The sequence below is a fragment of the Pseudomonas fluorescens genome, assembly GCF_001307155.1.
Lineage (GTDB): Bacteria > Pseudomonadota > Gammaproteobacteria > Pseudomonadales > Pseudomonadaceae > Aquipseudomonas > Aquipseudomonas helvetica.
On sequence record NZ_CP012830.1, the window covers coordinates 5335933 to 5350298 of the forward strand.

General features: G+C 50.9%; 14 protein-coding genes and 1 pseudogene. 4 read left to right on the top strand and 11 right to left on the bottom strand.

From position 1 onward, the window contains the following. The first annotated feature begins 273 nt into the window (after window positions 1-273). On the top strand, window positions 274-621 hold the full coding sequence (locus AO353_RS31230) for a hypothetical protein (protein ID WP_028941104.1): 348 nt from the start codon (window positions 274-276) through the stop codon (window positions 619-621). Between the two features lie 309 nt (window positions 622-930). Here the strand turns inward: AO353_RS31230 and AO353_RS24255 are convergent, their stop codons facing one another. From AO353_RS24255 to AO353_RS30140, 3 genes are read right to left on the bottom strand one after another with little or no spacing between them, the layout of a single operon-like run. Continuing rightward, a complete protein-coding gene (locus tag AO353_RS24255; RefSeq protein ID WP_028941105.1) occupies window positions 931-1677 on the bottom strand; it encodes a sulfite exporter TauE/SafE family protein in 747 nt (248 codons plus the stop codon). 34 nt (window positions 1678-1711) lie between these two features. Continuing rightward, complete coding sequence (locus AO353_RS24260; protein ID WP_050438330.1) at window positions 1712-2641, bottom strand: LeuA family protein; 930 nt, start codon at window positions 2639-2641, stop codon at window positions 1712-1714. A 27-nt stretch (window positions 2642-2668) separates the two neighbouring features. Next, window positions 2669-3814 (bottom strand): mandelate racemase/muconate lactonizing enzyme family protein, encoded by a 1146-nt coding sequence (locus AO353_RS30140; protein WP_081013812.1) that lies wholly within the window; start codon window positions 3812-3814, stop codon window positions 2669-2671. A 449-nt stretch (window positions 3815-4263) separates the two neighbouring features. On the opposite strand from AO353_RS30140, the pseudogene AO353_RS24270 reads away from it, so the two are divergent. Next, window positions 4264-4948: pseudogene (locus AO353_RS24270) on the top strand (DNA polymerase V subunit UmuC); the annotation flags it as partial. Window positions 4949-5258: 310 nt separating this feature from the next. Beyond that, a complete protein-coding gene (locus AO353_RS24275; protein WP_054597263.1) occupies window positions 5259-5624 on the top strand; it encodes a histone-like nucleoid-structuring protein, MvaT/MvaU family in 366 nt (121 codons plus the stop codon). A gap of 156 nt (window positions 5625-5780) precedes the next feature. Here AO353_RS24275 and AO353_RS24280 read toward each other — a convergent pair whose 3' ends face one another. The 5 genes from AO353_RS24280 to AO353_RS24300 form a co-directional block, all read right to left on the bottom strand. Then, window positions 5781-6173, bottom strand: a complete 393-nt coding sequence (locus AO353_RS24280) for an ACT domain-containing protein (protein WP_054597264.1) — start codon at window positions 6171-6173, stop codon at window positions 5781-5783. 72 nt (window positions 6174-6245) lie between these two features. Continuing rightward, window positions 6246-7133: a DMT family transporter gene (locus tag AO353_RS24285; protein ID WP_054597265.1), complete on the bottom strand. Its 888-nt coding sequence runs from the start codon at window positions 7131-7133 to the stop codon at window positions 6246-6248. A gap of 299 nt (window positions 7134-7432) precedes the next feature. After that, a complete protein-coding gene (locus AO353_RS24290) occupies window positions 7433-8272 on the bottom strand; it encodes a helix-turn-helix transcriptional regulator (protein WP_054597266.1) in 840 nt (279 codons plus the stop codon). Continuing rightward, on the bottom strand, window positions 8272-8820 hold the full coding sequence (locus AO353_RS24295; RefSeq protein ID WP_054598324.1) for a YbhB/YbcL family Raf kinase inhibitor-like protein: 549 nt from the start codon (window positions 8818-8820) through the stop codon (window positions 8272-8274). Before AO353_RS24295 ends, AO353_RS24290 begins: the two co-directional genes overlap by 1 nt. 140 nt (window positions 8821-8960) lie before the next feature. Then, a complete protein-coding gene (locus AO353_RS24300) occupies window positions 8961-9647 on the bottom strand; it encodes a GntR family transcriptional regulator (protein ID WP_054597267.1) in 687 nt (228 codons plus the stop codon). A gap of 232 nt (window positions 9648-9879) precedes the next feature. On the opposite strand from AO353_RS24300, the gene AO353_RS24305 reads away from it, so the two are divergent. Further along, window positions 9880-10725 carry a fumarylacetoacetate hydrolase family protein gene (locus AO353_RS24305; RefSeq protein WP_019579181.1) on the top strand — a complete coding sequence of 282 codons (846 nt, stop codon included), beginning with the start codon at window positions 9880-9882 and terminating at the stop codon, window positions 10723-10725. A gap of 67 nt (window positions 10726-10792) precedes the next feature. Here the strand turns inward: AO353_RS24305 and AO353_RS24310 are convergent, their stop codons facing one another. From AO353_RS24310 to AO353_RS24320, 3 genes are read right to left on the bottom strand one after another with little or no spacing between them, the layout of a single operon-like run. Next, the gene (locus AO353_RS24310) at window positions 10793-11623 is read right to left on the bottom strand and encodes a sulfite exporter TauE/SafE family protein (RefSeq protein ID WP_054597268.1); all 831 of its coding nucleotides are present in this window, start codon (window positions 11621-11623) and stop codon (window positions 10793-10795) included. A 3-nt stretch (window positions 11624-11626) separates the two neighbouring features. Continuing rightward, window positions 11627-13303: a bifunctional protein tyrosine phosphatase family protein/NAD(P)/FAD-dependent oxidoreductase gene (locus tag AO353_RS24315; RefSeq protein WP_054597269.1), complete on the bottom strand. Its 1677-nt coding sequence runs from the start codon at window positions 13301-13303 to the stop codon at window positions 11627-11629. 44 nt (window positions 13304-13347) lie between these two features. Then, window positions 13348-14232, bottom strand: a complete 885-nt coding sequence (locus AO353_RS24320) for an MBL fold metallo-hydrolase (protein ID WP_054597270.1) — start codon at window positions 14230-14232, stop codon at window positions 13348-13350. Window positions 14233-14366: the final 134 nt, after the last annotated feature.

The following is a 14366-nucleotide window of genomic DNA, read 5'->3' on the forward strand; positions in this document are numbered from 1 at the left end:
GCAGCGATCTCGGCGCCCCACCTGCCGCCGATCCTGCTGACGAAACGGTGTGAGTTTTTGCTTTAGCAGTGCTTCTGCTTCTGGCTTTTTTCCTGCGATTTATCCTGCTGACGCTGACGTATGGCCTGCCTTATGGGCATAGCAAAATCGCCACTTCGCGGCGTAAGCCGCTGCTTCCCCGTTTGATTTCAAACAACGAGTCATTTTTTTAAAAAATACCCGTGTCGGACAACTTTCACGTGCGCGGAGTCTCGTATGAATCGGAGAGAGCAGATGGAAGATGAGTTGGAGATTAAGATTTGGCGCACAGCTCAGCAGGCATGTGACGCGCCAGCGTTTGTGCGATTGGTTGAAGAGGCTGTCGGTAGTTTCAAGAGAGATCCTGGGTTCGATCCTAGCGTGCGGCTGCACGCGTCAGGGATTGGCACTGAGAGCGTCAGGGTGCTGCGTGACGTGATGAAACGTCGTGATATCTATGCAGGCCCATCTGCCGACTACGTCGAGCTTAGGTCTCGTCTGAGAATGCATTTGCGCAACCAATTGCAATTGCACCTCATGAAGGTTGGTCTTGCCACAGATGAAGTGAAAGCGGATCAGTTGGGTCGAGATCTAGGGCTGTGATTTCAACCAGCCAAAAGTCGGTGCATGAGCTCAAGCTTTGGAAAGCAAAGCCAACATAGGACAATTCCCTAAAAACAGTTCCATTGACGGCGGATGAGCGCGCGATTGTGGAAGGCGATTTAGAGAAGCTAGACGGCCTAATTAAAAACTTAACAACGTGCCAGCTTTGGATAACAGAACACCCTGTGAGATCGAATCTAGAAAGGGCAGGACATGAGCGTTTCTAAATGAAGGCTTGGCAAACAGGGGGAGCCCATTCACGTATTCGAGAGTACACCTTCCGATTTCGTTGGACTGCGTGATTTCTGCTTACCAGAACAGCATCCTCAATGCCAATGCGATCACGACTATATTGAAAACTGACTCCATCCATTGGTCGCCCTTCTTTAACGCAAACTTCGCGCCGGCATTTGCACCCAATAGCGTGCCAATAACCAGACACCATCCGTACTGCCAGTTAATGATGCCGCTGACGCCGAAAATTATTAGTGAGCCCACGGAGAGGACGAGCCCGCCGACTTTGCGGGTACCCACCGATTCGCTAATGGTTTTTCTGAAAAAGATAATGAATAAATACGTCGAGAGTTTGGCTTGTCCACCCAATAACCCGCCGATCATTCCTACTGGGATGAAAAGAATATAGCCAAACAGACGCCTGATCGCTGAGGGAGGTGTTTCGCCGTTACGAGGCTTTTTTATAAGCGACAGTGCGACTAGCAGCAGTGTCAGCCCGCCAATTACTTTGTGCAGCAGCGCGGGGTCTATTCGAAGAAGAAGGCTCGCTCCTCCAAGAGCCCCGGCCAGCCCAAGTACCGCTGCCGGAACGGCCAACGCATAATCGACCTTTCCCTGATTATGGAAGTGCCGCAGTCCGGCAACCATAGTGCCTACCGAAGCCAGGCGCGCTGTGGCGATCGACGACTGAGGCGGAATCCCCAACCAGATCATCACTGGGACGGTTAAAAATACACTCCCACCCGTGTTGGTTCCGACGAATCCCGTTATTATTCCGAGGAAAACCAGACCGACGCCTGTCAACCACTCATGGCCCATCATGTTGAGGTGCTCGCATAAGATTCAAGTTCGCGGTTTATTCGCTCAAGTAAGCAGGGTCTATCCAGTGATAGCAATTTTTGTTTCGGGAATTGGCGGTCACATGAAGCTTTGCGGTATGTACGAAGCTGTACTCGCCGATAATCGGGCGCCGTCGGTCAAAGGCGTCGCCCAGCTCTTTCGAAACGATGCTGCTGAGCTTTAAGACTTTCGAGGCTTTACCGCTGCAAAGTATTGAGTTGAAGTGCAGATTAGTAATCAGAAGACATGTTTCGGTGATGCCGCATCGTTCGCCGATGCCATTGACCGTGCAGGAAATAAAAGTAGCGCCTGCCTCTATGGAGGCTAAGGTATTCGCCATCGCCAAACCTCTGTCGTCATGGAAGTGCACTTCGAGATCAATGTCAGATAATGATTGCCTGATTAGTTTAATAGTGGCCTGAACCTTGAAAGGATCGCAAACCCCTAATGAATCTGCATAGCAAATTCGATCCGCACCGGCAGCTTTAGCAATTTTAAACGTCTCAATCAAATCATCAGATGGCGTTCTGGAAGCGTCCTCAATAGTGTAGCGAACTTTCAGGCCGAGTGATTTTGCATACAGCACACTTCGTTTAATTAGATCTTGTATCTGTGCTTTTGATTTTCTAATGCGATACTTCTGTGACGTTTCATTGATGCCTGCAAATATTCCTATCCAGTTTGCCCCTGTCGCCGCAACGGCATCAATGTCGTCTTGGTGAGCGCGGGAGTGTGCGAGTATGTTTTTGGCGATTTTTGATTTTACAAGAGCGGTGACTCTGTCGAACTCTTGTTTCGACGCGTACGGGTGGCCTGCTTCGATAAAGTCGATACCCGCGTCCGCGAGTGCGTAGGCTATGGTCAAGGTAGATTTGGTTGTGAGTTTAACCCCTGGGGCTTGATTTCCTTCGCGCAGCGTAGAATCGACGAGCGTTATAAAAGTCATAAAATACAATCCATTGCCTTAAAGGGGTTATACGGCTTTTGAGCGCTCGATTGATTTATAGAGTGAGGTATATGAAAGTAGTTTTTCTTCATTAACCTCTACGCCTAATCCTGGCTTATCGATGGAAAGTGTAACTTGACCATCACGAAATGAGTAGCAACTCTCGTCAATTATATCGTCTGCAAATCTCTCAGTAGGGCACCCGTATCCTGTGGTTGCTACATTTTTTAGCGTAGAAACAAAATGATGAAGGGCAGCGGTGCCAATACCAAATGGATGCATACTACCGGTGCTCACTTGCAAATCGGCGATCTCCGCCGCGGCGCATAAGCGGCGAGAGGCTAATATGCCACCGGACTTGAATGGTTTCAGGCAGATTACATGCGCGGCGTTAAGATGAATTATCTCCTTGAGATCTCTGGCATTGAAAACGCTTTCATCGGCAATGATAGGGGTGCAGACATTGCGTTTGACCTCGGCCAAGCCGGCGATATCGTGGCCAGGTGTTGGTTGCTCGACAGCAAAAACGCCGTGCTGTTCTATGCGCTTTATAAACTGAATAGCGGTGGAAATGTCATAGGCACAGTTGGGGTCTACTTCCAACTCAAAGTCATCTCCTAAAGCTTGCCTGACAGATTTAAAACAGGTGTAATCGTCTTTCAATACGCCGGATCCCTTGAGTGTCAGTCGCTCGTAACCAAGCCCCTGTAATTCAAGAGCACGTTCAGTGACGACTTTCGCGCAAGCAAACGGCAGGCTGCGGCTTACCTTGTAGCTAAGTGCATGCGCTCCTCCTAACAAGTTGCAGACTGGAACGCCGTATGCTTTTCCCGCAAGATCTAGAAGTGCATGATCTATCGCGCATTTGGCAAAAAGATGGCCTTTAATTACGCTATCGAGTTCATTCATTATTATTTCAAACATGCACGGATTTTTACCGATTATTGCTGGGCATAAATAATTTTCCAATACCGCCAGCATCGTTTCGGGAGTGTCACCCTGCGCAGGATACCCTCTCGATATAATCCCCGACTCTCCCCATCCAACCAGCCCCGTATTTGTCGTCACCCTCAAGACTACATGTCGACCTTTGGCGGTTATATTGGTTGCGGTTTGATAAGGACTTTTATATGGCACTTCTGTTAAGAAAACTTCAGCTTTAGCAATGAGCATGGGGTAACTTCCTGTTGGCGACCATCGATATTGGAAAGCGAGGTGAATGTACTTGGTTCACTGCGCCAGTATCAAGCCCCGAAAATAAGGCGATCCAACCATCAACATGAAGTAAATTTCATACTGCTCCATATTGACTTTCTTGAGATTGATGATCATTTGCTATTCGCTATTGAATTCAAAGCAATTTTATTTATTACACTTTTCGCACACGATTGGTTGTTAACAGTTTTTTCCACTTATTTATAACTTTGAACGATTTCGCGCCAGCTAGATTATCGAAATATAGTCTAAGGAAGATCTGAGGTATGTTGGTGCGTACTAAAAACTGCCCACACACGCCCACTACACTTTACTAGGGTAGTTTTCGGTCTGCGGTAACAGCTGGAACATAGTTAGGGGCGCTGGGGCAGGGGAAGCAGTGGCATGAATTAAATTTTCGGTTCCCGATTGATTTTCTACTCCACATAAACGGCGATATGAGCGAGGGTGTGATGAGTGTGATCGAGTCGCTGGTGCTCAACGTTCATGTCTACAGATGAAGCCTTTTCTGATTTAGCTGGCGTTCCAGGTGATTTTAAGGCGTTAGGACGTCGGATCCGTGCGCAGGTTTATCGGCGCACTGGTATCCCGGTCGGCGTTGGGATCTCTAGTACGAAAACCCTCAGTAAGCTCGCCAATCATGCAGCCAAAAAATGGCAATCGCAGAGCGATGGAGTCGTCGACCTTCGCGATCAAACCCAGCGCAACTGGGTGCTGAAGAAATGCTCGATCTCGGATGTTTAGGGTGTGGGACGGAAGATGATGCTTCACCTTGAAGGCATGGGCATCAAGACCGCCTGGGATCTCTCCAAAACCGATCCCTGGATGTTACGCAAAAAAATCAGCGTGGTGATCGAGAAAACTGCGCGTGAGTTGGCCGGCACGCCATGCCTGGAGCTCGATGAACCTGATCCACCGAAACAAGAGATTTGCTGTTCCCGAATGTTTGGCAAGCGCCTCACCGATATCGCACCCATCAAAGAAGCTGTGGCCACCTACATGCAACGTGCGACTGAAAAGCTCCGAGCCCAACACTCGCTGTGCAAGAAGATTCGGGTCAGCATACGTAACGGCATTCTCTTCACCTCCGAACGACTCGATGATCCCTTTGACAACTCGAAACTCACTGGCAATTCGTTTGCGTGTAGCCTCAATGACCCTGTCCTTGTTCCGCTCGAATTCTGTACGTACAAGCTCGGGTACTAGGAGCTTAATGACTCCTTCTTCGACCAGATGCTCTAGGGCAGTGAGCATTGGTAGATTCTGCTTTTTGGGATGAAATATCCAGCCACACGCAGGTGTCGAGCATTACTAAATGCATAAAAATCCTTTTTTGATCCCTTGGCTAGACTTGGAGTCGGGCAGCCCCCGATAATGGCCTATCAATATGAAGGAGACAACGATGTCGAAACTCGCCGAATTCCGTCAATTAGAAAAACACCTCGCTGAACAGCTTCAGGCGCTCGAAGCCCTGAAAGACGATGCTGGCCTCAAGAAAGAAATCGAATTCGAAACGCAGCTTCGCGCTTTGCTGGCCGAGTATGGTTACAGCCTCCCGAACGTGATCAACCTCCTTGATCCACAAGCAGGTCGTCGTGCTCCCGCTACCCAGTCGCAATCGGGCACGCGTAAGCCACGCCAGGTGAAGATCTACAAAAATCCAAACAGTGGTGAAGTCGTGGAAACCAAAGGTGGCAACCACAAAACTTTGAAAGAATGGAAAGCGAAATATGGCTCCGACACCGTCGAGTCTTGGCTGACCAAGTGACTTTGGTTTGAGTACAAACAAAGGGCACAGTTGAGGCCCTTTTTTGGAGATTGCATTTATGGCGAGCCGATATCTTAAGGGCCTCTCAGAGCTTTGAGTGCTTGCGTGTAAGCCGGGGCTTTTGATCCGGATTCCGAGGTATCGCAGCGTGCTGAGTTAACGGTGGATTTTGTGCCCAGCCTCAGTTAGCACCGTCAGTCCTTTCTCGAAGTCCGTATCTTTGAGCAGCATGTAATCGCCGTCGAAGGTTGACACCACGAACACGCCGAAACCGGTTTCGGTAAGTGGGCGGATTACCGAGAGGATGATGCCTGTCTCATCGAAGGCGAATGGGCCCACGAACTGAAAGCACCGCCAGTCGCGGTCAACTTTAACGCCTTCAGGTACACGTAATTGCAAGCAGACGATGGACAGTTCCTCAGGCGAACGTGAGATGCTGACGAATCCTGCGCCATCTGCCCAGGACGGAAGCTTTTCGTCCCCGGGCAGTCGGGAAATGCTGTAGGCGTCGGGCAATACTTTCAGATTGATGCTTTTGGCGAGTTGCATGAGGTTCCTTAAGGATGAAGCGATCGTGTAACCGTTGGTGATTGCCCACCTGTGGCTATAGGAATCTTGAGATTAGCTAGCACCATTTGCTAAGCGCTTGTCGCTGAGCACCAATCCAATTCCTCCCAATACTGCTAACGATGTCAGTGCTAAGCGAACGGTAAGCTGTTCACCCAAGAGGAGTACCCCAGCGAGAGACGCTAAGACAGGAACACTCAGTTGGATGGTTGCTGCTCGAAACGATGAAAGCGAACGTATCGCCGCGTACCAGATGGCATAACCAACACCTGAGGCAATCGTCCCAGAAGCAATGGCGCAAAAAGCGCCCAATAAATCTATTGAAAAGTCTTGTACGAAGGGGATCGATGCCAAAAGCATCATAGGGATGGCTCGCAAGAAATTTCCTGCAGTCGATGCGAGTGGGTCGTTCGATTGTTTGCCGATTAAGGAGTATCCGGCCCATGCAATGCCTGACAACAGCATAATTCCAGCGCTACCAAGCGCAGGCGCACTTGTCCCGGGTAATAACAAGGCCACAAGACCTCCGATAGCAAGGAGTAGCCCTACTATTGCGACTCCTTGCATCCTCTCGCCCTTGCAGTACCCGTAACCAAGCATGGTGAGCTGTACTGCGCCGAACAAAAGTAGCGCGCCAGTCCCAGTTTCCAAGTTCAAATATGCGTATGAAAAAGCGAATGCATAGGTGAACAGGGTGAAAGCACCAAACCAGGTTCCTGACGGGCGGGGCGTAGTATTTTTAATCGCTAGGAGCACCCAAAGCATGATAGCTCCGCTCACCAGGCGTATTAGTGTGAAGGAGGTAGGATCAATTTCTGTATGACGAAGAGCAAGTCGGCAAAGCACCGAGTTGGCTGCAAAAGCTAGCATTGCTAAAGTAGTCAACAGGACTACTTTTTTGGCGCCTTTGAATAGCGGTATATCAAGTATGTGCTGTGACACTAGCTGTTCCCCACAGGACGTATAGGTTACTACAGACTTGTAAAGTTACCTCGCGCTTGGGGCTTCCAGCTTCTGCGACCAGTAGCAGTGGTTCAAGTCAAGCGGAATTCATAAAATATATGGTTGGTTGCTATGATTAAGGCTACCGTTCAGTTGGTAGGCTTGCAACAGAATTATCTGTGATTGTGCAGTGGACTCCCAGAGAGTTCTTTTTTGCTCTGCTCTGGGGGCATGAGGCAAGCAAAAAACTCTGGCATATGGCCGGGGCTAGGAGAGGGGGGGCGGGGAGCTCGATCAAATCAAGGATCTGCGCGTCGATGTCCCCTGATTGCACTCGGTGGAAAGCCAAATCTACGTCGAAATCTGACAGCGAATTGAGACGGCGTCTGGTAGCCCACGGAAAGTGCTATCTGCATTACAGGTTGAGTTGTCGATTGGAGTAGCTGCAGCGCAAATGACATGCGAGCATCGATCAGCAGATTGCTTAGGTTAGTCCCTTCCTCAGCCAATCTACGGCGCATAGTGGCCTCGCTCATCGCAAATGCCGACGCTACGGCTCCAGCGCTCCATTCGTTAGCCAGATCTCTTCCTATGAGTCGTCTGACCTTGACCGCCATTGTCAGCACTCGTGACTGCTCAAGTCGTCCTCCGTTTATGCCGATCCACACCAAAAGCTCCTGCAAGCGATGGCGAGCAATCATGGTCGGGACTGTGCTGTCCTCCACCGCCTTAATTGAACGGTGAAGCGATACCGCAAAATCTGCGGTATCGCTGCTTATGGGAAGGGCATGTTTAATGACTGGCAAATCCGGATTGGATTCGGCGTATAAGGCGATCAGCGTTTCATCCCACGCCAACCAGTGCGCTCGGTAGCTACCGTCTTCCGCTAATTTGTTGGTGATGTCGAGCGATTGACCCCCAGCTACAACGATCGCTTCACCTGCGCGGATCAAATACTCTCCTCCGGGCCACCGAACCGCTTTCATGCCTTTCTCGACGTATATCAGCACAGGGCTTTCGATATACAAACGCTTGAACTCCAGATTCTGTTGCTGGAGAACGACTCCTGCTGTCCCGACACCGGGTCGAGTAATGATGTGCAGAGTCCTGTAGGAGTCGTAAGCGTACGTCATCGACATTAGCGGTTGCCTTGTACCGTGAGTGTTGCTTTGCCAAGCGAGCTGCCCAGCACCATAAATCCGAGCATCGCCGGTGTGGCAGTAGGTGGTAATTCGAGCTTATCGACTTTCAGGGCATTAACCGTGATGAGGAAATTGTGTGTCTGTCCTTCAGGCGGACAGGCTCCAAGGTAACCAGGCATACCGCTATCGCCCTTAATCTCAAGCGTGCCGGCTGGAAGTTTGCCTCCAGAGCTGCCCGCGCCTTCCTTTAGCTCATTTACATTTCCAGGTACGTTCGCCAGTACCCAGTGCCACCAGCCTGACCCGGTAGGTGCGTCGGGATCATACATAGTCACCACATAGCTCTTCGTACCTTGCGGAGCGCCGCTCCAGGATATTTGAGGGGAAAGATTTTTGCCGTTGCAGCCGAACGCATTGGCGAACTGGGCCTGTTGAAGATGTCCGTTCAATGGGCTGCTGCTTTGCACCTTGAACTCTTGGGCTTGAGTAATGCCTGCGGCCAACGAAAGCGCCAAGATGCCAGCGACTAGAAATGATTTTTTCATACCGACTCCGATGTGGTTGGAGTCGATATTCTGCGGTGCCAGCCACTCCTTGCCCGTTTGCCGCCGCTCGAATTTGATTGCAATCCAGTCAATTTGGGCGAACCGCAATATTATTAAAGAGGCGATGCACTAACTCAGCGCTATTGCTCCTTCATTGCTTGGATACTCGCCAGCCCCTTTATCAGAGCTGCGGAAGTCGTCTGAATGTGATGAATCAACAACTCACTGGCCTTGGTCGCATCTTTTGCTAAGGCTGCATCGAGGAGCCTCCTGTGTTCATCACCGATATCCCTATTCTTGGCAGTCATTGCTATCGACATCGCCCGATAGCGCGCCGTTTGTTCGAATAGCATTGCTCGCATTCGCAACAGCCAGGTGTTTGGGCAAGCGCTGACCAGTGCTTCGTGAAACGCCTCATGCGCTGTATTCCAGGCGTCAGCTTCGTATTGGTCGATGGTGTCAGGCCCTGCAATCCTCGAAAGACAGTGGTAGGCCGAAACCAATCCTGACTCCCAAGTGACATTGCCGTTTTCAATGGAGTGGCGAAGGCAGCTCGCTTCTATCTCAATTCGGGCCTGCGTGAGGTCGTTCAGATCCGCCAGCGAAACAGCTGAAATTCGAAATCCTTTTTGAGGTTCGGCTATGACAAGCCCCTCGGCAGTCATTCTGGACAAGGCCTCTCTCACTGCGCCTGCGCTGGCTTCGTACTGTCCAGATAGCTCCTTGACGTTGACTCTACTTCCAGGCGGCAACATGCAGGACAAAACGTCTCTGCGTAGGCGTTCGTATGTCGCCTGAGTGAGACTTTTGGCCGCGCTTTCTACCATTACCTGCCTCTCAAAACTAAAATATTGTTTATTGCGAAAAATATATTTTATGTCATAAGATGGATTTTCTCAATTATCAAAAGAGTCGCTGATTGCTCGGACTGCTCCCCCTCAGGGCTTTCATCGGACTAAAGCGCTCACAGAACACACATTCCACTGCGATTGAGGCTGCGCTTCCTTCAACGGCCTCCATTAACGTTCGTTGTTTTTTTAGAAGACAGTCGAGGTAGTAATGAAGCTTTGTCGTTTTGGCCCTCCAGGCAAGGAGCGTCCAGGTTTACTGGATACCGATGGTCGGATTCGCGATCTCTCTGCGCATGTCACCGATATCGATGCTTCGGTACTGGCTCCTGCAGCTCTTGCTGAACTATCTAAGCTAGATGTCGCTGGATTGCCGGTGGTAGAGGAGGGCGTTCGGTACGGAGTACCCGTGGCCCAAGTGCGTAAATTTATCGCTATTGGACTCAACTACCGAGATCATGCTGAAGAAGCTGGCATGGCGATTCCCACCGAACCCATCATCTTTCATAAAGCCATCAGCTGCCTCTCTGGGCCGGATGACGACATCGTCCAGCCTCCGCATTCAACAAAGCTTGATTGGGAGCTTGAGCTGGGGGTAGTGATTGGAAGTGAGGCTCAATACGTGTCCGAAGCCAATGCTCTGGACTACGTCGCTGGTTACTGCGTGGTGAACGATGTTTCTGAGCGGGCTTTCCAGATGCAAAGTTCACAATGGGATAAAGGCAAGGGATGTGACACTTTCGGGCCGATAGGGCCTTGGTTGGTGACCCGAGACGAAGTTGCGGATCCGCAGAATCTCGACATGTGGCTTGACGTAAATGGCGAGCGACGCCAAATCGGCAACTCAAAAACGATGATTTTTTCTGTTGCGCAGATCGTGTCCTACTGCAGTCGGTACATGACATTGCAGCCCGGTGACGTAATTTGCACAGGAACTCCTCCGGGGGTGGGCATGGGGATGAAACCGGAGCCCCAGTGGCTACACCCCGGCGACCAGATCCATTTATGGATTGACGGTCTGGGAGAGCAGCGGCAGAAGGTTGTGCCAGCCAGGTAATCTGTAACTCGGCAAATGAGCGTCTCCCAGTGGAGACGCTTGCTGATATTGGAATTTGTCTGGCACGTCATGATCCCAGACCTAAATCGAATACGCTGGCTCCCAGCATGATGGCTGCGACGATTCCGACGATCGAGAATGCCTGTTGTAAACGAGGAATGGCCAGCTTGTGAGCTAGCTGCCTTCCCGCGATCAATCCTAAAACCGCACCGGCAGCAAACGGTACCGCTGCTTGCCAATACATGACGCCGCTAATAGCGGCAGCAATCACTCCGCCGATTGAAACCGAGGCGATCACCGCAAGAGAAGTTGCGACAATACTTTTCATTTCCAGATTGGTGTATCGCGTCAGGGCCGGAATGATGACAAATCCTCCTCCGACACCCAGCAAGCCTGACAGTAAGCCTGACGTGAAACCGGTTAGTGCCAATACTCGAGCACAGGGCAGCGTCCAGCGTAACCGCCCCTTTGCCGGATTGAGTACGCAGGGCAACACCTCGCGTCGTGGGGTGGCAACGCCATTACGGATTTCCCGACTTGCATTGCGCAACATGCGCACGCTGGCGTACACGAGAACTAACGAAAACACCAACGCGAGAGGCTTGTTTGGAATGCGCTGAGCCAGGTGTAAGCCTAGCGGCGCAGCCACGATTCCAATCGACGATATGTAGGCTGCTGCTTTATATCGAACGACGCCTTGCTTCAATCCGAGCACAGCTCCGACGCCGGAAGCTAAAGCGACTGCTAGCAGCCCGACGGGCGCCGCCTGAGTCATTGATAAACCTAGACCGAAAACCAATACAGGAATGGCGAGGATTCCCCCGCCTGCACCGGTCATGGCCAAAACACCTCCAATGACCGCGCCAAGAACGACGGCCAGCATGCTGTGCTCATCCATATTTTAATGCTCCGCCTGACTTACTTCCGTGTCAGCGAACCATTCACGTCCTTTCAGCATGCAATGCCAGTAGAACGGCGGGAGAATTCTCTCTTTAAGAAACCAGCTCAAACGAGAGGGTCTGCGCCCATCCAGAAACCAGGTGGCAAACGTCGGCGCTAGCTTTCCGCCATAGAGAAACTCGGCCAAGACAACCTTTCCACGCTCAACCGTCAGAGGGCAGGAGCCATAGCCGTTATACGCAGCTTGATGCTGTTTCATCCCTAGGTTAACCAAGACATTGTTCGCTACGACCGGCGCTTGTTTACGTGCAGCCGCCATGGTTTTCGCATTTGTGGTATTCACCACATCTCCTAGCGCCCAAACATTGGAAAATTTGCGGTGAGCCAAGGTCGTCGGATCTACGTCGATCCAGCCCGCCTCATCCACTAGCGGGCTTGAGCGAATAAAGTCTGGAGCAACCTGCGGAGGCACGACGTGAAGGAGGTCAAACGACTCAATCACGGTCTGGGTGTTTCCATCTTTATCGGTACGTTCGAAAGTCGCCTGTTTGTTGGGGCCATCCACGGCGACCAGCTTGTGGCTGAATTTCAAGTCGACCGCATATTTTTCCATGTACGCCATGAGGGCTGGGACGTAGTCGGCGACGCCGAATAGCACACCGCCGGAATTAAAAAATTGCGTTTTTATCTGCGCCTGGCGATCGTTTTTCAACCAGTGATCGCATGAGAGATAGAGCGCTTTCTGAGGCGCACCCGCACACTTGATTGGCATTGGCGGCTGCGTAAAGAGGGCCTTACCTGATTTGAGTTCCTGGACAAGCTTCCAGGTGTAAGGCGCAAGATCGTAGCGATAATTAGAGGTTACGCCATTGGAGCCTAATGTCTCAGTCAGTCCTTTGATAGCCGACCAATCGAGCTTCAAGCCTGGGCAGACGACAAGCTGGTCGTACTGAATAACTCTCCCTCCATCGAGGACGACTGCGTTGGCCTGTGGGTCGAAAGCAGTTACCGCTGCTTTGATCCACGTCACGCCTCGAGGCATGACAGATGCCATAGTCCTTACAGTAGATTCAGCCTCGAAGATGCCTCCGCCGACCATAGTCCACCCAGGTTGATAGTAGTGCGCATCAGCAGGGTCGATTAGTGCGATATCCAGATTCGGTTCTCGTGACTTCAGGCTGGCTGCGGTGGCAATGCCTGCAGAGCCGGCACCAACAATGACGATCTGGTGATGAGTCGTAGCCATGGCATTAGCGGTGCGCCCACCATTGCTGATTCTGCGTGCAAGTGAAGAAACATCCACCTGTGCGCTTTTGGTTTTTTCGAGAATGGCGGACAGACTCTGCTTGCCTGCCTCAGAGAGCGCCCACAGCATCGCTGACCGGGTGCCAGTTCTACAGTAGGCAACCACAGGCCTCGACGCTTCCTTTAAAATTGCGACGAAGGAGTCTACCGTTTCATCAGCAATGGCTGATGCTTGGGTGGGCAGGTAGTGAAACGTCATGCCTTCTGCTTCGGCTGCTTGGCGGATCGTTACATGTGTTGGCTGGTCGGTTGCCTCGCCATCCGGCCTGTTGCAGATGAGAGTACGAATCCCGAGCTCAGCCAGTTGCTTCACATCGACCACGGTCAGTTGCGACGCAATAGAAAAATCCGAACTTAATTTATAAGTATTCATATTATTTTCCGTTGATAACTACGCAAGGTTAAAGCGTTAAAGCGTTAAAGCGTGTTGAGCGGTATTTTCAGATAGCGGATACCATTCGTTTCTGGCTCTGGCATGTTGCCGCCACGCATATTGATTTGGACGGATGGCAGTATCAGCATTGGCATGTCGAGAGTTGCATCACGTGTTTCTCGCATGTTCACAAACGTATCTTCGCTTGTACCTTCACGGACATGGATATTTTCACGCTTTTGTGCTTTTACACTGGTGATAAACGCGAGCGGTCGGCCATTCGGACGATAATCGTGGCACATGAAAATGTGGGTTGATTCAGGAAGCGCCAAAATCTTATGTATTGACCGAAAGAGTGTTCTGGCGTCCCCTCCAGGGAAGTCGCACCTTGCTGTGCCGTAATCAGGCATGAACAATGTATCGCCCACGAACGCGAGACCTGCTTGTTCATCCTGGATAAGATAGGTCATACAGGCAGGCGTATGCCCAGGCGTATGCAACGCTTGGGCGGTTAAGCTGCCAATATGAAACGTATCGTTGTCATCAAACAAAATATCAAACTGATCGGAACCGCTTCTAAGTTCATCTTCTGTATGGAACAAGTGGCTAAAGACTTTTTGAACGTCTTTTATTCTGTTTCCGATGCCAATCTTGCCGCCTAGCCGTTGTTTCAAATATTGAGCAGCGGTCAGATGATCGGCATGTAAATGTGTCTCAAGGATCCATTCGACGGATGCGCCCAGCTCCGTCGCGCGTGCAACGATTCTGTCGGCTGATTCAGTTTTTGTGCGGCCCGATTTCGGATCGTAGTCAAGCACGCTATCGATAAGCGCACACTGCATGGTAGAGCGGTCAAGCAACAGATAGCTGAACGTCGATGTCGCTTCGTCAAAGAATTCTTCGACCAATATTTTTTCGCCGAAATACATTAGATAGCTCCTGAATAGCTGCTATGTCAGCAGTCTCAAGATCCATGCCAGTGTTGATCTTTCCATTGAACGCTCTAAACAGCGTGTTTCCTGAGTTTCCAGGGCGAGGTATTCGTGTCTGCCATTATTTTTGG